Here is a 23,791-nt window from a genome sequence, read left to right on the forward strand (position 1 = left end):
TACGCTTTGTCTCCCCCGAACTAAGTTCTTGTAATTTCACACGTCACAGAGAATTGCAAAATCTGTTTGAGTCCATCCAATACAGCATGTAATGCTGCTTCAACAGAACTCACGTCGCCAGAAATAACTACTGAACCAGAGAAACGATCGATAAAACCAATGGTAATGTCGCCACTTTTCGTTGCAATATCCACAGCGATGATTGCGGCTTCACTTGGCGTGATCGTCAAAATCCCTAACGCATTGCTTGTGCCTGTCGGTAATCCTAATTTTGTATAGACTTCCTTGTCGGGACTCGCAATGATGTGGGCTAAAGTGACTTGTTTTCCTGGGACGTATTCTTGGATCATTCGTTGTTTTTCTTCCAAACAAGACTCGCTCCTTCATTTTAAGCAATAAAAAATCCTCAATAATAAGCCATAAAGTGTTCACTTTACGCTTGTTATTAAGGGCCCCATTGCTCTTAAATTTTGAAGCACTCCGTTGTGCTCATTCATTATATGTTAACCTTTTCACGATGTCAATCTTTATAAAATGGCTTTTAATATTGCTCTCACGCCTTTTTCATCTGCAGGACGAGGATTCGTTCTCGTACAGCCATCTGCTAAGGCAGCGGTGGCAATCGCTTCTTCTTGTACTAATACTTCTTTTGAAGACAAGCCGTATTCACTCAACGTCGCTGGCATCTCTAATTTTTCTCGTAGCTGTTTGATCATACGAATTAAATTCTGCACACCTAAACGAGGATTTTTCGTTTGAGTATTGCTTATGCAGTTTGCTAATGCCGTATATCGTTCTGCTACTTCTATTTCGGTCACTTGACCATTTCCTAAACCACTATTGTAAGCAATCACTTCTGGCAGTAAGATCCCATTGATCCGTCCATGTGGCACATGTAAACGAGCGCCAGCCGCATGAGCGATTCCATGATTTAGTCCTAGTGAAGTCGAATTGAATGCCATCCCTGCCATACAAGAAGCTACGTGCATTTGCTCTCTCGCTTCTTTATCTTGGCCATTTTTGTAGGCTCGTTCTAAATATTCAAAAACTAACGCAACCACTTTCTCACATAAGGCATCTGCTACTCCATTCGCTTCTGTGGAAACATAGGATTCAATGACGTGGGTCAGCACATCCATTCCTGTATCAGCAGTGATTTTAGGTGGAACACTCATGACTAATCCGGTATCTAATATCGCAATATCCGGTTGGATCTCTTCTGTTACTAAAGGGATTTTCAACCCCAATTCACTGATCGTGATCACTGAGAAGTTTGTCACCTCAGACCCTGTCCCACTGGTTGTTGGGATTGCAATAAATTGGGCAGTCAAGAGACCCATTGTCTTTTGCCCAAAATATTTCATTGCTTTCGCTGCATCGATGGCTGAACCGCCACCGATTGCCACGATGATTTCACTTTGAAAACTTTCCATTTCTTTGATGCCTGAAACGATTTTATCAAGTGGTGGATCAGGAATAATATCACTAAATACGTGATACTGATTTAAATAAGTCGTGACTTTTTCTACCATGCCATTTTCTACCATAAAGGGATCAGTAACGATGAAAACACGCTTATCTTTAACATTCTCAAGACTTTGTAACGCATCTTCCCCCACAATGATCTGTGTCGAGAATTGTATACTTTCCACGAACATTCCTCCTTGAAAACAAAATAAAAGAGACTTCAAACCAATGGAAATCAAAAGATCCATTTGTCTGAAGCCCCTTTGCTTCTTTTACAATCCATACAACAGTGTATGGTGTCTATTCTGTAATTATTAATCAACACATGCGCTGGGAATCAGCAGTACGCCATTGTACTTGAAATCTCTTTCCCCATTGAAAGACCAGCCCAATATTCCCATACACATCATCGTGCTATGTGTGGGATTGAATCAAATATTCTTGGGCTGACTTTCAAAAAACGTCATTTTTTTAGCAACACCCTGTTTTGCCTCGAAACAGTTTGCCCAATAATGAAAAATAAGAAAAGACCTGACTTAAAAGCTTGAACGCTTTATCACAGTGGCGGGACCGTGCCAGCATCTCACTGGCTTCCATTCGTATCTTTCATAAACATTTGATTAATCTAACAGCACTTTACCATACTGTTTGTGAAAAATCAAACACTTTTTTATAAACCTTCTTCTTTTATCTTATGGAAGACCTTCTCTCCTCTTGTATAAAAAACATCCTCTTGCCCCATTTGCACATTCATATAACGCGCCAACGCATAAAAATAGTCAGACAAGCGATTCACAAACACGATCACTTCAGGATTGATCGCCGCAGTCGCACTTAAACGGACGATATGACGTTCCCCGCGACGAGCAATCGTTCGTGCCACATGGACCATGCTCGCTCCTTGACAGCCCCCTGGTAAAATAAATCGTTCGATATCCGGCGATTGCTGTGTGTAAAAATCAATCCGTTCTTCCAACCAAGTTACGCTTTCTTGTTGGACTTTAAGCGGTCTTCCATCTTCCAAGACCGTTGATAGATCAGTCCCTACATCAAATAAAAGTTGTTGTAGTTCTTCCAATTCCTCCTTAAAAACGTCTTGTTCTTTTGACAATTGACTGATCGTATAGCCCAACCATGAGTTCAATTCATCGATCGTCCCATAACTTTCCACACGATCTGAATCTTTCGATACACTATGACCACCAACTAGTTTCGTCATTCCCTTGTCGCCTGTTTTTGTGTAGATTTTCATGATTCTCCTCCTAAGTACTCAATCAATTCTGCTAGTCCCGTTTTTTCGACTGATGAGACTTCAAACAGTTTCGTTGCTCCAGCTGCAAGCAATTGTTCACGTACACGCGCCAACTCTTTCTCGTCTTTCACTAGATCAACTTTGGTCATGATCCCGATGACTTCTTTTGGAAAGATGTGGCCAAAGCCTGGTGAAAAAATCTGTTCTTGGTCTAACGCACTTTGCATCAAACCAATGACATCTGCTTCTGCCGCTGTCACAGTCAAAGCAGCGTAGTATTGGCGATGTAGAATAAATTCCCCTGGTGTATCGATCATCTCAGGATGAAATTCTACCGCTTGGGTCTTATCATAAACGATTGCTTCTCCTCGCAAGGCTTGACAAAGAGTGGTCTTTCCACAGCCAATCGCACCCATTAAAATGATTCTCCTCATTTACCTCTCCTCCATAAAAAAAGCCTAAAAAAGCAGAATAATCTCTACTTTTTTAGGCGGCATTGCCATATTCAACCGCACACATCTTTGTGTGCTTCTTTTCACTAGTGTAATCGCTTCTCTCAGGTTTGTCAAAATAAATCTTGCTCTATAATAACGAAAAACAATGAAAAATCTATTATATCATGTACATAAATTTGAAGTTAACTTCTAATTTACGGTAAAAAAACATTTTTTTGAAGTTAACTTCAAATTTAATGAAAATAATGATTTTTTTGAAGTTAACTTCAAATATGGTATACTTACACCAACAATAGGATATTGGAGGAGGGATAACTTTGTTTCAACGACCTGATTATTTAAATCAATTGATCGATTTACAGAACACTGATTTCATCAAAATCATTACTGGCGTTAGACGGTCTGGTAAATCTGTGTTACTTATGCTCTACCAACGCTATTTATTGGAACAGGGTGTGGAACCAAATCATATTATTTATATCAATTTTGAATCATTCAATTATCAAGTAGTCACAGATGCAGAGAAGTTTAGGGACGTGTTAGCACCATTGATTCCTCAAGATGAAGAAAAAGTATATTTTTTATTTGATGAGATCCAGCTTGTCGATGGATGGCAGCGTGTCGTCAATGGCATAAAAACTAGCTTTAATTGCGAGCTAGTCATCACTGGTTCAAATGCGAATATGTTATCTGGAGAACTTGCCACTTTACTTAGTGGCCGATACATTGAGATTCCTATCTATCCCTTGTCGTTTGATGAATTTTTAGCTGTTAAGGACATTGCAAAAGACTCTCGGTTTGTTGATCAAGCATATCAGGAATATGAACAATATGGTGGTTTTCCCAGTGTAGTATTAGCTGATGAGAGAATCAAAGATACGATTTTATCAGGGATCTTTGATACGATCGTCCTGAACGATGTTGCCTTGCGTGCCGGTTTAAAAGATGCAACAGTGTTAAAAGCGCTGATTCGTTTTTTATCAGATAATGTTGGCCAACTCGTCAATGCGTCAAGAATTGCGAACACATTAAAGAGTGAAGGAATCACAACGAGCACGCATACCATCAATCGCTACTTAGACCTATTGGAACATGGTTATCTCTTTTATCGTGCACAACAGTATGATATTAGAGGCCGAGAATATTTAAGAACGAATGGAAAATATTTCATTATTGATTCTGGACTTCGCAGAAACGCGGTAGGAAGAAAAGACGGTAATTATAGTAATCGTCTAGAAAATATCGTTTACGTCGAGTTACTAAGACGAGGTTATCTAGTAGATGTTGGCCGTCTTGACAATCAGGAAATCGATTTTGTTGCAAAAAAACTAGATGAAACACTCTATATCCAAGTAACTTATGAGCTTCCCAACAATAATCGTGAAACTGACAATTTACTTCACATCAAAGATAATCATAAAAAAATAGTGATTACCGGTAAATATTATGAGATCAAACAAGTAGATGGTATTCTGATTCAATACATCGTGGACTGGTTACTTGATAAATAAGCAGCTCAGCTAAATAAACGAACGCCTAGCAAAGCAATCACTAATGACTACTTTGCTAGGCGTATTTACTTACTCATAAACTTTAATCCTTTAGCATCAAACTTCTTTTACTTCCTAACGCACAATCGAGCGTGACATCATCGCGATCGTATGACGATTTCCACGGATTGCACGGCTCATCGCCATGATATTTTCTACTGGAGCGATTCCCGAATAACCAGCATCGCCGATATGTTGGATATCTACACCACAAATTTTATTTTGGATTGCAATTTGTTTGATCGTGTCAGAATCAGATGACTCTTGGCTCGTACCAATTGCTGACATCACTAGCGCGCCTGCTGCATGGATCACTTTGACCGCCGCTTTTAATTCAACATCATCAAAACCTGGAACCGTTCCTACCGCAGGGACTAAGATCACATCGGCACCTGCTTCGATGAAGGATTTGATTGCTTCCAGATCTGCTACTGGTTCATCGACTCCGGCACCGTGCATTTTCCCAGCGATGATCATGCCACCAAAATGTTCTTTTGCCATTGAGATTGCTTTTGTAATGGCATCATTCGTCACACCACTTCCTGGATTTCCTGTCAAACAGATAAAATCTAATCCCTGTTTTTTGGCTGCTTCCATTGTTTCACGAGTCGCTTGACGCCCCGCTGGGATATCCAGGCGATCTTCTGCCATCTTCGCCTCTAAATCAACCGGTTCAAGATTCGCACCAATCGGTCTGCCGACTACTTTTCGTAACGTTTGAATGATTGGCTCTTCTTCCTTACCTTTCAAACCTGAAACAACTGGTTTTAATGCATCAAAAGCATTCAATAAAATCAAATCAGCGCCATACGCACGAGCAATTTCAGAGTTGGTGACATCTTCAATATTACTGTCCCGGATGACCACATTTTCTGAACAAATCACACGTCCTTCACTTGCTTTGATCGATTGTTTCAATTCTATCCCAGACATCTTCATGATCTCTGATGTTTGCGCGCTAATAAATCGTTTCACCATGTTATTTCCTCCTTAAATTTCTTGCATTTCATTCATGCGGTTTTGTTTTTCCATCACTCCGAAGAATGGTAAATAAATCAAAATATTTAAAATCAAGCAAATGATTTGGATAATTGAACCTGAGATATGCCCCCCTGTAGCTAGAAAACCTGAGATAACAGGAGGCATGGTCCAAGGAACAGCAATTCCTACCGTACCGTGAACAAAACCAAGGGACATCGCAAAATACGTCACCACAGCATTGACCATCGGTGCCAAAATAAATGGAATCAACAACGTAACATTCAACACGATCGGCATCCCAAACATTGCCGGTTCATTGATATTGAAAATACCTGGTGTCAATGTTAATGGAACCATCGTTTTTGTCATTTTCGACGAATTTTTTCTCAAACCAACGATTGCTGCCGCAATCACTAAACCTAGTGTAGCTCCACCACCACCCATATACACAAAGTTTTCCATAAATGGTTGCGTAATGATGTGCGGTAATTTTTCACCGGCTTCAACAGCTACACGGTTCGCATCTGTATTCATCAACCAGATCGGCATGATCACAGAATTCACGACATTGGCACCATGGATACCCATGAACCAAAACAATGAAACTAAGAAGATCGACACTAACGTACCACCTAATGTTCCGCCAAGTAACCCTAGAGGTCCACCAAAGATTTCCATCAATAGTTGGTGAATGTTTCCTGAACCCCAATCAGTCATTTGGAATACTGCATAAATGACCAGCCAAAAAGTAAGAATCGATGCTCCTGGGATCAGAGCAGAAAAACTTTTCGCAACAGCTGGCGGGACAGAATCCGGTAAACGGACTTGGATGTTGTGATCAATAAACCATTTGAAGATCAATGTCGAAATAATTGCAATCACCATTGCCACAAAAAGTCCTTGAGCGCCCATAAATGCAGTGGGAATTCCGACACCGTCATCTGATACGAGATTCGGTGTGACTAGTAAGAATGAGGATATAGAAATGACGCCCGCAGATACTCCGTCTTTGTCATACTGAACAGCCAACGCATTCGCAATTCCAAAAGCAGCAACGAGACCCATGATCCCAAAACTAGCCGTGACACCTTTATTCAAATAAGCATCAATCCCATGGGCACTTAAGAAATCAGTCCAAGCATCCACTGGAAATGAGGAAATAATCAAAAACAATGATCCAGTAATGATCAGCGGCAAAGCTAAGGTAATCCCATTTCGAATCGCAATCAAAATCTTATTGTTTGAAACTTTTGCAGCAATCGGCAACATCTTATTATTTATAAACTCGTTCATCTTTATCTTCTCCTATCTTAACGATTGTGGCGCTACTTTTGATTTTCCAAAAATAGCATTTCTTACCACGTACTATAGCGGAAAAATAAAGCCCTTACAAATTACAAAATGAAAAATAATTTAATTTTTATAATCATATTCTAATCTAAAGCAGGTACATGTCGTTCTTAAACTAAAATTAAGTCCTAAATCCGCCATCTAAAAAGAAACTGGTATGATATAATTCATACCAAATAGCAAAGAATAAATTTTTCCTCATGATTATTTATAGGAAGGCAAGGAACTAAAATTTGAGTAAATATGAACAACTATCGAATCTGATTCTCGAACGTATCCATCAAGAAGAGTATCCTCCCGATTCCTTTCTTCCAAGTGAAAGAAAATTAATGGCAGAATTTGGCGTAACGCGTGACACGATCCGTTCAGCATTAAAGAGTTTGGAATCTACAGGGTATATCGAAAAAATACCTGCACGAGGCAGTAAAGTGATTGCTCATGACAAAATCGATTTTTTCGTTAGTGATCTGTCAGGAACCTCAGAAAAATATCATTCCGAAAATCATTCCTTCAACACAGAGATCTTATCATTGAAAAAAATGATCGTGGACGAACAACTTAGAGAAAATTCCGGTTTTAGTTTAGGTGAATCCGTCTGGTATTTGCTGCGTCGCCGCTTGTTGAATGGTCGTGCATTGATTTTGGAAGTAGATTATCTGCGCACCGCTGTCGTTCCAGAACTAACAAAAGAAATCATCAACCAATCGCTATATCGTTACCTTGAAAATCAATTACATTTGAAATTGAACTGTTCAAAAAAAGAAATTTCTGTTGAGAATATCACCACTCCAATCGCTCAATGTTTAGATCTAGGAAAACATGAAAAAAACATCTTTGTTGTTAGGAACTGGGCATATTTGACTGATTATACCCACTTTCAATACACAGAAAGCTGGCATCAAGTCGATTCATTCAAATTCGTTTTGTTGGCTGATCGGCCGATGAATCACTAATTAAGTAAAATAAAAATGCCATTGGAAGAGTTCTCCCTTCCAATGGCATTTTTTCATTATCACTAATTAAAACAAAACAGTTGCTGGATCAATCAATTGCGCTTGAGATAAGCTGTTGTCACGACTGATCTCAAAATGCAGATGGCTGCCTGTACTATTACCAGTAGAACCGACAAACCCAATGATTTGTCCTTGTTCAACTTCATCATCAACTTTCACGACGTATTCTTGTTGATGAGCATAAAGCGCTGTTGTGCCATCTTCATGTTCAATGGCAACATAATTTCCCCATGAAGGATGGAATTCTGCTTTGATCACAGTACCTGCTTTACTAGCATAGATTGGCTCCCCTTGAGGTGCTGCAAAATCTAATCCACGGTGGAATTCACCACCACGAGGACCAAATGGGCTAGAAATCGTATAATTTCTTAATGGCACGATATATCCTTCTTTATTCACTTCAGGTCCGGCAACTTCTTTGTCATATTGTTCTAAATCATAAGTTTCGATCAGACCATTTAGTTTTTCGTTATATCTTGTATCTGTTGCGTAACGACCTGTTAAAAATTCTGTTGCTTCTTTATAAGTTTCTGCATTGGATTTCCAAGCACCTGAATAGAACTCGCTATTTCCAGTCAAGCCTTCAGTCATTAATTTAGCATAGTCTTCAAGACTTTCTTCATAGTTGGCATATTTTCTGAATGTTGCTTGGATCGTATATAATGTACCATCACCAGCATCTTCTTGTGTGGCAAATGTCACGCCATTGCCCTCGTGTGTACCTTTGATCCCAAAAAGATTGTAGTTAGGCGCTTGCGCCAACTGGCTTTGTCCACTAGCTGATTCTAAAATCGCTTGGGCGATCATTACTGATGCGTATAAATCATGTTCTTGCCCGATTTCTCGAGAAGATTCACCGATTTTGCGAATGAAGCTCTCAACTGATTCATCTTTTTCAAAATGGATCGATCCTTCATCCGTTTCTTGACTTGATGGTACAAGATCTTGGATCGGTGTAGTTGCAGAAGGTTGACGTACCTCTTGAGCAACTGACGCTGCAGGAGCAGGCGTTGGTGCCACAGGTGCAGCTGGTGGTGTCACTGGTTGTGTCGGCTGACTCGGCTGTGGTGTAGTTGGTTGTGTTTCTCCAGTAGAACCGCCAGTTGATGGTGACGTTGGTTTTTGTGGCTGGCTCGGCTGTGTTGGCTCTGTCGGCTTCGTCGGTTCTGTTGGTTTCGTTGGCTCCGTCGGTTTTGTCTCTTCCGGTGTGCTTGGCTCCGTCGGTTCTGAAGTGTCAGGTGTTGTTGGTTCACTTGAATCACCAGTAGACGGTGGCGTTGTTTCCTCTGAACCATCCGTTGTTGTATCTGTTGTGTTACCTTCACCTGTAGTATCAGACGAATCCGTCGTTGTTTCTGTTTGTGCTTCCGCTGTTACTGGTTGATCCGCAGAAAAAACTTGTTCATCTGCTAATACTTGTAAAGGCGTAGTTAGTAACATTTGTGAAAGAAATACAAATGAAACTAATTTATACGTAGACTTTTTTTTCAATTTTCTTACATCCTTTTCTTTAGTTATTATTAAGATACATGTTAGTTATGAATTTTTTGTTAAAAAAATAATAATTTTTATAAAGTAATAACAATTATTTATCTCATATTTGTGCTTTGATCCACTACTAATAACTAACGTTAAGTGAAAATATCTAGCAAACACTGAGATAATACGACAGACTTTTACTTTATTATAGTTTATTTTAACAGGAATAAGAAGGATTAAGCAGTCCATATTTTTTCATAATTTAGTGCAATTTTTGAACTTGACAGTAATTTTTCCCCATTTTTTTTAAATCAAGTAGTATCAAATAATCTATAAAAACAGCCCTCCAAATATTGCTATTCACCTATTTGGAGGACGGTCTCTGCTAAATTTGCTATCGAAAAAAAGATAGAGTAACCAATCATCTGAATTAAGGTTGCTACAAATTAAATACAGTTCAGTTATTCAGTTTTTTACGTTCTGGCGAATCATTGTTTTCTTTTCTTTACTGCCACGACCAATACGATTACTACTAGGATACCACCTAAAGCGATCAGCGTATAAGAAACTGCTTCGCCTGTTTTAGGAAGAAATGACTTTCTTGCTTCCTTTTCCTTTGGAGCAGGTTTTCTAGGCTCTGGTCGGTTAGGTACTTCTTTTTCTGGTACAACTGGTACGTCTGGCTTATTCGGTTGATTAGGAACGACTGGAACTTCTGGTTGATCTGGATTTTCCGGAATGACTGGTACTTCTGGTTCACTTGGTGGTGTCACATGGTCATCCACTGTAGCAATGTTCAAGATTTCTTTCCCTGCCACCGCTTCTTTATTCACTTTCACTTTAAAGACGATCGTACGAACTTTTGTGTCGCTGATTTTTCCATATTCAGCGGTGATCGTACCGTCTTTGTAGGTTACACTTGTCGGCTGTGGCTCGTCGCCTTCACTTGTCAAACTGTCTTCAATATACGTCAAACCTTTCGGTAACTTATCGGTGACAGTCACTTGATTCAAGATACCATGCTCTACCGTATTGTGGAAACTAATCCGGTATTCAAGTTCCTCTCCGATTTTTACTGTTTTTTGATTAACAGTTTTCTCACTTACCAGTTTACCATCTGGAACTTTGGGTTGATCTGGATCTTCAGGAACCACTGGTACTTCTGGTTTATCTGGTGGTGTCACATGGTCATCCACTGTGGCAATGTTCAAGATTTCTTTCCCTGATACGGCGTTCTTGTTCACTTTCACTTTAAAGACCATTGAGCGAGCTTTTGTATCGCTGATCTTGCCATATTCGGCAGTGATCGTACCGTCTTTGTAGGTTAGACTTGTTGGTTCCGGCTGGTCTCCCTCGCTTGTCAGACTGCCTTCAACATAGGTCAAGCCTTTAGGCAAGTTATCCGTTACTGTCACTTGGTTCAAGACACCATTTGTCACTTTATTACGGAACGTGATACGGTATTCAATTTCTTCCCCAAGTTTTGGTGATTGATGATTCACTGTTTTCGTTGTTTCCAGTTCGCCCGGTGTTTCTTCTGGAGTTACTGGAATCTCTGGTTCGTCTGGCGGATTCGTGCCATCATCGATGGTGGCTTTATTGATGATTTGTTCGCCGACTTTTGCTTCTTCGTTGACTTTCACTTTAAAGACGATCGAGCGTACTTTTGTGTCGCTGATCTTGCCGTATTCTGCGGTAATCGTGCCATCTTTGTAGCCTAGACTTGTTGGTTGTGGATCGTCGCCTTCACTCGTCAAACTGTCTTCAACATAGGTCAAGCCTCTAGGCAAGTTATCCGTTACGGTGACTTGGTTCAAGACACCATTCGTCACTTTATTGCGGAAGGTGATGCGGTATTCAATTTCTTCCCCAAGTTTCGGCGATTGGTTATTGACTGTTTTCGTTGTTTCCAGTTCTCCCCGTGTTTCTTCTGGAGTTACTGGAATCTCTGGTTCATCTGGCGGATTGATATGATCATCGATGTTCGCTTTATTGATGATCGTTTCGCCGACTTTCGCTTGTTCGTTGACTTTGACTTTAAAGATAATTGAACGGACTTTTGTATCATTGATCTTGCCATATTCTGCGGTGATCGTACCGTCTTTGTAGTCTAAACTTGTCGGTTGGGGGTCATCCCCTTCACTCGTCAAACTACCTTCGACATAGGTCAAGCCTCTAGGCAAGTTATCCGTTACGGTGACTTGGTTCAAGACACCATTCGTCACTTTATTGCGGAAGGTGATGCGGTATTCGAGTTCTTCCCCAAGTTTTGGCGATTGGTTATTCACCGTTTTCGTTGTTTCCAGTTTGCCCGGTGTTTCTTCTGGAGTTACTGGAATCTCTGGTTCATCTGGCGGATTGATATGGTCATCGATGTTCGCTTTATTGATGATCGTTTCGCCGACTTTCGCTTCTTCGTTGACTTTCACTTTAAAGACGATCGAGCGTACTTTTGTGTCGCTGATCTTGCCATATTCTGCGGCGATCGTACCGTCTTTGTAGTCTAAACTTGTCGGTTGGGGGTCATCCCCTTCACTCGTCAAACTACCTTCGACATAGGTCAAGCCTCTAGGCAAGTTATCCGTTACGGTGACTTGGTTCAAGACACCATTCGTCACTTTATTGCGGAAGGTGATGCGGTATTCGATTTCTTCCCCAAGTTTTGGCGATTGGTTATTCACCGTTTTCGTTGTTTCCAGTTCGCCCGGTGTTTCTTCTGGAGTTACTGGAATCTCTGGTTCATCTGGCGGATTGATATGGTCATCGATGTTCGCTTTATTGACGATCGTTTCGCCGACTTTTGCTTGTTCGTTGACTTTGACTTTAAAGACGATCGAGCGTACTTTCGTATCGGCAATCCCTGTGTATTCGGCAACCAATTTGCCATTTTCCATACTCAAGCTTGTTGGTTGGGGGTCATCCCCTTCACTCATCAAGCTACCTTCCACATACGTCAAGCCTTTTGGTAAATTATCCGTCACTGTCACTTGTTTTAAGACACCATTCGTCACTTTATTACGGAAGGTGATACGGTATTCGATTTCATCGCCCAGCTTCGGTGATTGATCATTCACTACTTTTGTACTTTCTAATACACCAGGGGTTTCCACTGGCGTCACTGGCGTTTCTGGTTCGTCCGGCGGATTCGTGCCATCATCGATCGTTGCTTTATTAATGATCGTTTCACCTGTTTTTGCTTCTTCATTGACTTTCACTTTAAAGACGATCGAGCGAATTTTTGTATCATTGATCTTGCCATATTCTGCGAGGATCGTTCCATCTTTTGCTGTCAGATTTATTGGCTGTGGATCGTCCCCTTCGCTTGTCAAACTCCCCTCCACATAAGTTAACCCTTTAGGCAACTTGTCAGTCACTGTCACTTGATTTAATACGCCATTAGTGACTTTATTACGGAAGTTGATACGATACTCGATTTCCTCACCGATTTTTGGTGATTGATGATTGACCGATTTCGTACTTTCTAGCTCTCCCGGGGTTTCCACTGGCGTCACTGGTGTTTCTGGTTCGTCCGGCGGATTGATATGATCATCGATCGTTGCTTTATTGACGATTGGCTCGCCAACTTTCGCTTCTTCATTGACTTTCACTTTAAAGACAAGTGAACGTACAGTAGTATCGGTGATATTACTATATTCAGCGGTTATTTTCCCGTTTTCTATCTCTAAGCTAGTTGGTTGCGGATCAGCACCTTCATTCGTCAAACTGCCTTCGACATACGTCAAGCCTTTAGGCAACGTATCGGTAATCGTTACTTGGTCGATGACTCCATTGGTTACTTTATTACGGAAGCTGATACGGTATTCGATTTCGTCACCGATTTTTGGTGATTGATGGTTAACTGTTTTTGTTACTTCTAATTGACCAGGTGTCACTACTGGTGTGACTGGCGTTTCTGGTTCGTCTGGTGGGTTCGTGCCATCGTCGATTGAGGCTTTGTTGACGATTGTTTCACCCGCTTTTGCTTCTTGGTTGACAGTTACTTTAAAGACGATCGTACGAGTACTGGTATCAGTGATTGAGCCATACTCGGCAGTCAACTTTCCATTTTCCATTATTAATTTTGTCGGTTTTGGATCGTTTCCTTCACTTTTCAAGCTACCTTCGACATACGTCAAACCTTTAGGCAAGTTGTCTGTCACCGTTACTTGCTTCAAGACACCATTTTGAATCTTATTACGAAACATGATGCGGTACTCGATCTCATCCCCAATTTTTGGTGATTGATTGTTGACCGTTTTCGTACTTTCTAACTCTCCTGGTGTCTCTTCAGGTGTGACAGGTATTTCCGGTTCATCTGGTGGGTTCGTGCCATCATCGATCGTTGCTTTATTGATGATTTGTTCACCAACCTTTGCTTCTTCATTCACTTTTACTTTGAACATGATCGTACGGGATTTCGTATCAGAAATCGTCCCATACTCGGCTGTCAATTTCCCATTTTCCATCACTAACTTCGTCGGTTGGGGATCGTCGCCTTCACTAGTCAAACTATCTTCCACATACGTCAAGCCCTTAGGCAAGTTGTCTGTCACCGTTACTTGTTTCAAGACACCATTTTGGATCTTGTTACGGAACGTGATCCGGTATTCGATTTCATCACCGATTCTTGGTGATTGATGATTCACTGTTTTTGTACTTTCTAACACTCCTGGTGTTTCTTCTGGTGTAACTGGGGTTTCCGGTTCATCTGGCGGATTCGTGCCGTCATCAATGGTCGCTCTATTGACGATCGTTTCGCCGACCTTCGCTTCTTCATTGACTTTCACTTTAAAGATGATCGTACGAGTTTTCGTATCACTGATCTTGCCATATTCGGCCGTGATTATGCCCTCTTGAGCAGTCAGAGTTGTCGGTTGTGGATCGTCCCCTTCGCTGCTCAAACTACCTTCCACATAGGTCAAACCTTTTGGCAAGGTATCTTTGATCTTTACTTGTTTCAAGACACCATTTGTGATCTTATTGCGGAAAGTGATACGATATTCGATTTCGTCTCCTAGTTTCGGTGATTGATCATTCACCGATTTATTGCTTTCCAATACTCCTGGTGTTTCTTCTGGTGTCACTGGGGTTTCCGGTTCATCTGGCGGATTCGTTCCATCATCGATGGTTGCTTTATTAATGATCGGTTCGCCGACCTTCGCTTCTTCATTGACTTTCACTTTAAAGATGATCGTACGAGTTTTCGTATCACTGATCTTGCCATATTCAGCGGTGATCGTACCGTCTTTAGCAGTCAGATTAGTCGGTTGAGGATCATCCCCTTCGCTAGTCAAACTACCTTCCACATAGGTCAAGCCTGTTGGTAAGGTATCTTTGATCGTTACTTGTTTCAAGACACCATTTGTGATCTTATTGCGGAAAGTGATACGATATTCGATCTCTTCTCCTAGTTTCGGTGACTGATCATTCACAGACTTATTGCTTTCCAATACTCCTGGTGTTTCTACAGGTGTTACAGGAACTTCTGGTTTAATTGGCGGATTTACGCCATCGTCGACGATGGCTTGATTGATGATCGCTTGCCCTGCGACCGCTTCTTCATTCACTCGGACTTTAAAAGTGATTGATCGCGTAGCTGTATCAGTGATTTTTGGATATACAGCAGTTACTTTTCCATTCACTACAGTCATTGATGTTGGTTTAGGATCATTGCCACTACTTGCGATACTATTTTCGACATACGTCAAGCCTTTAGGCAAGCTATCCGTGATCGTCACTTGATTCAGCACACCATTTTCTACCGTATTCTTAAAGTTGATCGTATAGTCGATTTCTTCACCAAGCTTCGGCGATTGGTTATTGACCGTTTTCGTGCTTTCAATCTTTCCTGGTAACTCTTCTTTTTCTACTTTTACTTCAACCACATTCGATTGATTTTCAAGTGCTGTATTGGTTGCTGCATCTGTCCCTTGCACAGTTGCACGATTGGGGATCAATTGCTCGGCAACAGCTGTACCATTGATTTTCGCTTGGAATTCATACACTGTTTCAGTCGTCGTTCCTTTGTAACTGCCCCCTGTTGTAGCATTTGCGCCTTCACCAACACGAACAGTCATTGTCCGGTTAGCTGCTGTGTATTCTGCTTGATCATCGCCAGAAGCATCAGTTTTTTGACCAGCATTGGGACCACTCACGACTGATAAAGAGCCAGGAACATAATCCAAACGGCTATCTAAGACATCCTTAGACAACGTATTGACGGCTTCTGAATTTTCTTTTGTATTTTTTACGTGTACACGATAGGTGACTGTCTCTCCGATCTTGTAGGTCTCTTTAGGATTCACGATTTCTTTATTGATCTCTAGCTCGGGAATCTCAGCATTGACAGAGAAACCGACAGCATTCGTAGAGAAGTCATCGCCAATACTAGTCGTTCTGAAACTGATTTGATTTTGGCCATTACTGATCAGCCCCTCTGGTAGAGAAAGCCGATCGATATCGATATCCAAAAAGTTGGGATGTCCTGGATTGAACTGTCCAGGATACTTGTCCACCATATGTTGATCGTTATCAGAAACGGTGGCATTCATCACATTTCCTACAGGGTTGATCGTGTTGATGATATTGACAAAAGTTCCTGCACTATTTTTGATTTGCGCATTGTCACCAGTAAACAATTTATCCCCTTGTACAGTGAACCAGGTGACAATAGGTTCTAGTTTTCCTTGTTTGGCTGTAATAAAATCTTTCATGACAAACTCATTATTTGTCCCAGCTTTATTTCCTCTAGCACCGTAGTAAACATTGAATGCTCGAGAATGTTTTGCTTGATCTTTTGTTACGACAAATAGACTCCAGCCACTGAAATTATAGTATTGAGCTTTCTGGTTTAGCGCTTTTGTCATAGGGATATCAGCTAAGGTATAGCCACCAGTTCCACTGCCATCTCCTTGAATGATCGATGTCACATCTGCATAATTTGAAAAGCCTGTATTGTTATAGCCAAAGTATTGTCCAGGATCAGTTTTATCTTGGTCAATTCGATGATAATACTGAGGGGCAACTCTTTGTGATGTGCCATTTGGCGTAGTAAATTTGACTGGTGCACTGATTTCTTCATCCGAAAGATTTGTGCCAAATGTAGGGCCTTTATAACGAGAAGAACTCCAAAATAACCCCGCCCATGCAATCTCTTTCGCACCATCTAAATCGATATATGCGCGACTAGAATTATATGTTGTCGGGTCGCCATCTACATCAGCAAATTCTAAAACAAAGTTATTGATCGAATAGCCACTACTAGGCGCTTTAGTATTCAAGAAAATATTTGCTCGATACTCTTTTTCATCAAGGATCTTTAGATTAGTATTTCCTGTAGAAAAAAGTTCGCCTTTGTGCACACTATTATAGATTGGCTTTTCGAAGCCTCGTCCTGGTGTCGGCGCAAGTCGAGGGCCTTGAGCCATAGGTGCTTGAGGTAATCCAGGGTCGGGGTCCTCTGCTTCTTCACTTGTTGACTGTGATTCTTCTGTTTGTGTTTTTTCTGTTGGCACAGTCGATTCTGACTCTGATGTTGTTTCTTTGGTTGGTTGACTGGGTATCGATGATTCTGGTTGTGCGGTAGATTCTTGTATAGGTGATGAGGTAGTGCTAGTTGGTGCAAGTTCTTTTTTTGGAAAATTGAGCTTGAGCTCACCTAATTTGTTTTCTGATTGTTTGATCTCAGCTGCTAATTGATCTACGGATCGATTCGTTTGTTCCCCGGTGATGGAAAGTTTTCTTGTTTCATTTGGTTGAAGGGTAGCAATTCGTAATTGGGTTCCTTCTGCTTTTTCCATCTTTTCAAACGAAACGATTGGATCGGTTGATTCGACTAACTTCTGATTATTTTTTAGTGTTTGCTCATCAAATTTAACAGGTGTATCGTTTTCATTTTTTTGATGGATGATCAACTGATTGATGGGTGCCTCACTTTTGTTCGTCACTTCATACGTCACATCCACTAATTGCTGGTTCTCCGTATTCGCTTCAGCATCTGCTTTGATCGATAAACTTGGAGAGTCGAATATATTCTCATTCGGTGGTGCCACCCCTTCGGCAAACACACTCGTCACAGGCAGCAGATTCGCTACCAACAACATAACAACAGCTAAATAATTGAATGGAACTCTATACACTTTTTTCATTTTTAAAATAACCTCCTTCACCCCACTATATAATCGTTGTTTAAATAACACAAAGAAAACGGGTTTGTAGATGAGTATTTTCTCATATATAAAATCACACACCATATATATACGCCTATAATACGAGTATTTTAGTGAAAAAAAGAAGGAGATTAATGACTAATATGCTATTTTATTTTCTTGAAAAAGAACTTTCTTCCTATATATATGTATAAAAAAACTACAAATCAAACTGCCTATTAAGCGAATCATTTCTCGTTGATACCAATTTTTTTTAGTAAAAGAAAGTGTGCAATGATTTACGTAAAGAAAGAAAAAGTCAGAAATTTCTAACTATAAAATGATTATAAATACTTATTTTAAAGGTAAAAGGCTGTATTCTCTCCTATTCAACCAACCGAATCTACAATTCACACACGTCATAACGTTATGAACAAAACGATAGATTGTTATGTCAATCAAAATTAAGAATTAGATACCCGCTGATTTTAGACAAATCGAATCATCTGTCTAGCTGAAGTTATTAGATATGTTATTAATGATATCATTCTTCACAAACCGATCCACTTTGAATTACTATTCAAAAAATTGTTTATATCATTGAATACAAAAGATAAAAAAACAAATATATACATATTTATCCCTGATTTATAATAACAAAATAAATAATAAACAGAGCGTAAATGCCTAGTCATTAGATAACAATTTATAATCAATAAGAAAACTTTCCTCTTCTCTAATTGTCCATTAATTTTTATGTATGTTAGATTTCCATACTAACAACGTTATGTTTGAATATTTAAAGTCACTTAATTCTTTCTACAAAAAAAACCAAGCGACTCTTCCGTTCAGAAGTCTAGCTTGGCTTTTCGTATTGTTTATAAATTATCCAATAGTTTCTGAAATTCCTTCTGCAAGCGAAGCAATTTCTCTTGTGCAGAAGGTTGAGATTTATCCTTCACTGAATAATAAATCTTAAACTTCGGTTCTGTACCTGATGGTCGTAGACAGAACCATGAACCATCTATGAATATATACTTCAAGACATTGGAAGTGGGTAGGTCAATCGTAGATGATTGTTGATTTGGCGTCGTTCTTAGTGAAGTAGCGTAATCTTCTGTACAGGAAAGCACAAACTCTCCTAAGTGCGAAAATGATTGTTCTCTCAGACGATCCAGTCGTTGGTTCATTTGGATGATTCCATCTTTTCCGGAAAAAATCTGTGTTTCCAAATGTTCTTCATAGTAGCCGTATTCTTCATACAGTTCATGTAAGCGATCAATCAAATCGTGCCCTGATAAATGACGGTCTAACGCTGCTTCTGCTAATAATACCGCCGCTTGGATCGCATCTTTGTCTCTAACAAAAGGGGCGATCAGATAGCCATAACTTTCTTCGTACCCAAACAAAAAATCTTTCCCTTTTTGTTCTTCTGCTTGTTGGATTTGTTCCCCGATAAATTTGAACCCAGTCAACGTATTTCTCGTTTCGATCCCATGTGCTTGAGCAATTCTTGCACCTAGTTCCGAAGTGACGATCGTTTTGGCTATAAAGAAGTTCGTCAAGGATTGTTGGTTCTGTTGTTTGCTTCGAATCAAGTAGTCCAGCAATAAAGCCCCGATTTGATTCCCTGTAAGGAATACTGGTTCTCCGTCTTTCAAAACCACGACACCTAAACGATCTGCATCTGGGTCCGTTGCTAATATCAACTGTGCCTCCTGTTTCTTTGCTTCTGTTAATGCCAGCGCAAAAGCCTCTTTATCTTCCGGATTAGGTGACGCTACTGTTGAAAAATCTGGATCAGGCAACGCTTGCTCTTTTATGACGTGGAGATTAGCAAATCCTAGTTGCTCAAATGCTTTTTGCATAAGAATATTTCCAGCTCCATGTAATGGCGTATAGATCATGTTAAGCTGCGAGCCAAATCGTCGGATGTTTTCTTTATTTTGAATGACTGCCGTCAACTGTTCTAAATAAAGAGTGTCGACTTCTTCACCAAAAAGATGAATCAGCTGAGTCTCTCTATAAACAGACAACGCGTCTGCTTCAATCGACAACTCATTGGGTCCATGCGCTAAAAGTTCCGTTAGTCTCTCTGCTGTTTCTAAAGTGATCTGCCCACCGTCTGGTCCATAAACTTTAAATCCGTTGTATTCTTTTGGATTGTGACTAGCCGTGATCATCACTCCTGCACACGCTTGATAATGGCGAACAAGAAACGACAATTGCGGTGTTGGACGTAAACAATCAGATAAATAAACCTTGACCCCTTGACTGGCTAATACTCGCGCCGTCCATTCAGCGAATTCCTTTGAGCAATGACGGTTATCAAATGCGATCACTACGCCTTGTTGGCTTGCATTTTTTTCACGAATATAAGTAGCTAAACCAAAAGCAACGCGTTTGATCGTGTAACTGTTCAGCCGATTCGTACCGACTCCGAGTTCCCCGCGCATCCCACCTGTGCCAAAGGACAAGTACTGATAAAAGCGATCTTCGATTTCTTGCGAGTCAGAAAGAGCCGCTAATTGCTCTTTCATCGCTTCTTCTAAAGATCCTTCATTTAGCCATTCTTGATATTTTTGTTGCCAGCTCATGGACGTTCTTCTTTCATTTGATCTAAAATCTCATTGATCGAAAGGGTACAACCAGCCATTGATGTATCAGCTACACCGTAATACATCGTCAACTGATCGCCATCAAGTAATCCCCCACAGCCAAAGACAACATCCCCAAAGAAACCATTCTTTTCATAATCCGCTTCTGGCTCCATGATTGGCTGATGACTGCGCGCGATCACTTTGGTTGGATCATCTAAATCTAAAAGTGCGGCACCCATACAATAGCGATGTTGTGCGGTTGCGCCATGATAGATGATCAACCAACCTTGATCCGTTTTGATAGGCACTAGACCGCCGCCGATTCGACCGCTATCCCATGTATTTTCTCGAACACCTAACAGATGATGGTGGTTCCCCCAACTCACTAAATCTGGTGAAGACGCAATCCAGATATCATAATTCCCAATACTTTTTAGCGACGGACGGTGCAACGCATAGTACTTCCCATTGATTTGTTCTGGGAAGATCAACACATCTTTATTTTCTGGCGCAAATATGTTGCCAAGATCTTGATAAGACTTGAAATCTTTCGTTGAAACTAAAGAATCACAGACCCCCATCGGTGAGACAGAACTAAAATTGACGTAGTAGGTATCGCCAATTTGCGTACAACGCGCATCTTCTATGCCGTATGTTTGGTATTCATTAAACGGATACAAAAAGGCATCTTCGTCGATCGTAAAATGATGTCCATCTTTACTCCGAGCAATTCGAATATAAGATAAAGAAGTCAAATATTCAAAACGATCTAACTGATCTTTTTTACGGATCATTCGTGGATCTTCAAAATCATAATTTTCATCCTCACGATCAAAAGATAAGATTTCCATCGTTTGCGTTGCTGGATCATAAACAGGCGCTTTGATCACCTTTGGACCTTCCGAGATTGGTCGCTCTGCGATTCTCAATAAGAGTAAGACTTCCCCTTGATAGTAAGCAACTCCCCCATTGAATGCACCAATCACTTCATATCCGTCGTGTAACGGTTTGATATCTTCTGGTGTAATCAATGGATTTTCATTAAAACGGTCTATTTTCATCTGTATTTACCTCTACTTAAATGGATTTTCGATTTCTAATTTTTGTGCGCCTGCATCACTGATCCCGGCATATAAAACACCATGCTCAGAAGACAGGTCCAAGCCTCCGCTAAAGACCACATCCACAAGATCCGGTCGTTTCGTCGGTCCTTTAGCAAAATCTTTTCTTTCTGCAAGGATGCGCACATCTTTCATTGCATGGTTTCTGCGATCAAAAGAAAAACGCATCGCATAATAATGGCGATCACCTTGCTCATCAAAATTCGCAATATGGCCTAAAACCCAAATCACTCCATCAATCTCAAAAATTTCATTTGCGCCGCCCCATTCTTCCTCAGAAAATTGATTCGCTAACAATGGCGCTTCTTCGATTTTTTGGATCGATAGATCAGCCAGCTGATCGATCAGACAAGCACCAATCTTGCCACGACCGCCTTTTTCTCCTTGTGGACGTGTCATGACTAAAATTTCACCAGTTGACAATTGCTTCAAACGTAAGTCTTTCATTCCCCATGGTCCTTCAAATAAGTGGTGGGCAGTTGCTGTATCTTCTAAGTGATAAAAAATGGTCCGCCATTGCGCCTGACCTTCTGGCAAGAAAATAACTTCCACCCCACCTAAAATCACTTTCCCGTCGATCACCGTATAAAAAGGATCTTGTAATGGTAATTCGATGCCATCAGAAATCTTTGCCCACGTATTTTTAGCTATTTCTCTAAACAAGTAGACAGTAGAATCTTCGCTCTCTCTAGCTTCCACACGCCCAGCTAGCACCACTTCTCCCGCTAACTCAAAGGGTGCAGTAATGTTATAGACATCCTTCGTCCCCACACCTGTAAATGTCAAAAATTCCGCTTTTTTCATTTGTTCAGGCTTATTTTTTCGATAATCTTCAATTAAGTTTTTTATTTTGATCATTGCTATTCCTTTCCAATCCAACAGCTTTTTGATGGCACGTTGACCCATTTACGATCCTCACTAAGCATTCCTTTGCCATAAATCGTTTGAACGTTTTCTGAGATATTCTGTTCTACAGATGACTCACTAAAATTCAGCACTACGGATAAATGCTCTACTTGATAGCGTATAGATCCTTTTTCCAACTGAATATTCGTAACTTCTTGAAAAGGTCCCTCCGCTTTACGCAAACGAATCAATTCTTGATAGACAGAAGAAATCAATTCCCCTTCTGGATTTTTCGGGCTCGTCCCGATCCACCCAGGTCGTTGACTTTCTCCCCAAGGAATCATCCCCCGGGAACGGTCGCGATTCACTTCATTGGCGGCTGAAAGTGCCTGTCGTGTTTCTACAAAGAGGCATAGTTCATGGTATTTATTCTTCGCTTGGATGTCGCGAATCTCCGAAAGATGGGTCGGAAGAAAATCACCTACTCCTTGTTCCTCTCCTTGGAATAAGAAGGGCACGCCATGATTGATCAATAAAAAGACGGACAATAATTCATACGTCTCACGATCTTCTTGTGCCAACCGGTTCCACGAACGACTCATATCGTGACTATTAAAGAATAAAGTTGGAAGATGTTTACGTGCATTCATCTCTTGAAATTCGTGGGTCAATGTCGTTAGATCCAACGTTTCAATACTTCCTAAATTAAAGTTGAACGCCGTATCGAATCCTGCTTCTTCCACATAACTTGAAATCACTGATAACTGATCCGAACTGATCTCAGCCACTGTAAAAATATTTGGAGCGACTGTTTTGAGCCATTGATTCATTTCTTTAAGAACTGGCATCACTCCAGGCTGATTGACATCATAGAGATGCACCTGTTTCCCCTCTTCATCCCTAGGATTATCTGTAAAAGTATCATTCACCGTTAGATTATTGATCACATCAAAACGAAACCCATCCACACCCATGTCCAGCCAAAAAGACAAGACATCATAGATCGCCTGCTTCACTTCAGGGTTCTGCCAGTTCAGATCTGCCTGTTCTTCTGCAAAACTGTGATAATAATACTGATTGGTTCGGCGATCCATCTTCCAAGCACTGCCACCAAAAAAGCTTTCCCAATTATTCGACTGGTCTCGCCAAATATACCAATCACGTTTTGCACTCGCTTGGCTCGCACTGGATTCCATAAACCATGGATGTGCCGTTGACGTGTGATTCAAAACCACATCAATAATGACTTTTATCGATAATGCATGTGCTTCTTCCAAAAGTGATCGAAAGTTTTCCAAAGTCCCATATTGCGGATCAACCGCACAATAATCCGAAACATCATACCCATTATCGACTCTTGGCGAAGGATAAAATGGCGTGAGCCATAAGGCATCGATGCCACATTCTTTGAGGTAAGGCAACTTTTCTCTAACACCATCGATATCGCCAATCCCGTCGCCATTACTATCTGCAAAAGAAGCGAGATAGATTTCATAAAAAACTGCATTTTTCCACCACATTGTTCTGTCC

Annotated in this window: 14 protein-coding genes and 1 riboswitch; of the genes, 2 read left to right on the plus strand and 12 right to left on the minus strand. The window is 40.6% G+C overall.

The genetic code is table 11. The annotated features are described in order from the left end of the window. Positions 1-20 precede the first annotated feature (20 nt). From eutS to IGJ19_RS11305, 4 genes are all read right to left on the minus strand, one after another. Complete coding sequence (eutS, locus tag IGJ19_RS11290; RefSeq protein WP_104871317.1) at positions 21-368, minus strand: ethanolamine utilization microcompartment protein EutS; 348 nt, start codon at positions 366-368, stop codon at positions 21-23. Between the two features lie 159 nt (positions 369-527). After that, positions 528-1,652, minus strand: coding sequence for a 1-propanol dehydrogenase PduQ (locus IGJ19_RS11295; RefSeq protein WP_430604039.1), 1,125 nt, complete (start codon positions 1,650-1,652; stop codon positions 528-530). Between the two features lie 287 nt (positions 1,653-1,939). Then, positions 1,940-2,089: riboswitch (adenosylcobalamin (AdoCbl) riboswitch) on the minus strand. Positions 2,090-2,137: 48 nt separating this feature from the next. Beyond that, a complete protein-coding gene (locus IGJ19_RS11300; RefSeq protein ID WP_074799817.1) occupies positions 2,138-2,719 on the minus strand; it encodes a cob(I)yrinic acid a,c-diamide adenosyltransferase in 582 nt (193 codons plus the stop codon). After that, positions 2,716-3,153 carry a EutP/PduV family microcompartment system protein gene (locus IGJ19_RS11305; protein WP_071867220.1) on the minus strand — a complete coding sequence of 146 codons (438 nt, stop codon included), beginning with the start codon at positions 3,151-3,153 and terminating at the stop codon, positions 2,716-2,718. Before IGJ19_RS11305 ends, IGJ19_RS11300 begins: the two co-directional genes overlap by 4 nt. A gap of 338 nt (positions 3,154-3,491) precedes the next feature. Between IGJ19_RS11305 and IGJ19_RS11310 the strand changes: the two genes are divergently transcribed. Continuing rightward, on the plus strand, positions 3,492-4,685 hold the full coding sequence (locus IGJ19_RS11310) for an ATP-binding protein (protein WP_071867221.1): 1,194 nt from the start codon (positions 3,492-3,494) through the stop codon (positions 4,683-4,685). Between the two features lie 114 nt (positions 4,686-4,799). On the opposite strand, the gene IGJ19_RS11315 is transcribed toward IGJ19_RS11310, so the two are convergent. Then, positions 4,800-5,702, minus strand: coding sequence for a haloacid dehalogenase-like hydrolase (locus IGJ19_RS11315; RefSeq protein WP_142433121.1), 903 nt, complete (start codon positions 5,700-5,702; stop codon positions 4,800-4,802). Positions 5,703-5,714: 12 nt separating this feature from the next. Then, positions 5,715-6,998: a PTS sugar transporter subunit IIC gene (locus IGJ19_RS11320; protein WP_071867223.1), complete on the minus strand. Its 1,284-nt coding sequence runs from the start codon at positions 6,996-6,998 to the stop codon at positions 5,715-5,717. A 290-nt stretch (positions 6,999-7,288) separates the two neighbouring features. On the opposite strand from IGJ19_RS11320, the gene IGJ19_RS11325 reads away from it, so the two are divergent. Then, on the plus strand, positions 7,289-8,008 hold the full coding sequence (locus IGJ19_RS11325; RefSeq protein WP_430604042.1) for a UTRA domain-containing protein: 720 nt from the start codon (positions 7,289-7,291) through the stop codon (positions 8,006-8,008). A 66-nt stretch (positions 8,009-8,074) separates the two neighbouring features. Here IGJ19_RS11325 and IGJ19_RS11330 read toward each other — a convergent pair whose 3' ends face one another. From IGJ19_RS11330 to IGJ19_RS11355, 6 genes are all read right to left on the minus strand, one after another. Beyond that, a complete protein-coding gene (locus tag IGJ19_RS11330) occupies positions 8,075-9,559 on the minus strand; it encodes a peptidoglycan DD-metalloendopeptidase family protein (RefSeq protein ID WP_195514251.1) in 1,485 nt (494 codons plus the stop codon). A 476-nt stretch (positions 9,560-10,035) separates the two neighbouring features. Further along, positions 10,036-17,694 carry an isopeptide-forming domain-containing fimbrial protein gene (locus IGJ19_RS11335; RefSeq protein WP_430604044.1) on the minus strand — a complete coding sequence of 2,553 codons (7,659 nt, stop codon included), beginning with the start codon at positions 17,692-17,694 and terminating at the stop codon, positions 10,036-10,038. 878 nt (positions 17,695-18,572) lie between these two features. Beyond that, positions 18,573-20,291: a phospho-sugar mutase gene (locus IGJ19_RS11340; RefSeq protein ID WP_430604046.1), complete on the minus strand. Its 1,719-nt coding sequence runs from the start codon at positions 20,289-20,291 to the stop codon at positions 18,573-18,575. Continuing rightward, a complete protein-coding gene (locus tag IGJ19_RS11345; RefSeq protein WP_430604048.1) occupies positions 20,288-21,355 on the minus strand; it encodes a BtaManbiosPhlase in 1,068 nt (355 codons plus the stop codon). Before IGJ19_RS11345 ends, IGJ19_RS11340 begins: the two co-directional genes overlap by 4 nt. A gap of 12 nt (positions 21,356-21,367) precedes the next feature. Next, positions 21,368-22,321: a DUF1861 family protein gene (locus IGJ19_RS11350; protein ID WP_258866397.1), complete on the minus strand. Its 954-nt coding sequence runs from the start codon at positions 22,319-22,321 to the stop codon at positions 21,368-21,370. Then, positions 22,276-23,781, minus strand: a complete 1,506-nt coding sequence (locus tag IGJ19_RS11355) for an alpha-amylase family glycosyl hydrolase (protein WP_430604050.1) — start codon at positions 23,779-23,781, stop codon at positions 22,276-22,278. The genes IGJ19_RS11350 and IGJ19_RS11355 overlap by 46 nt, the downstream gene beginning before the upstream one ends. Between the last annotated feature and the right edge of the window lie 10 nt (positions 23,782-23,791).

It is taken from the genome of Enterococcus sp. DIV1368b, assembly GCF_050529595.1.
GTDB lineage: Bacteria > Bacillota > Bacilli > Lactobacillales > Enterococcaceae > Enterococcus_B > Enterococcus_B mundtii.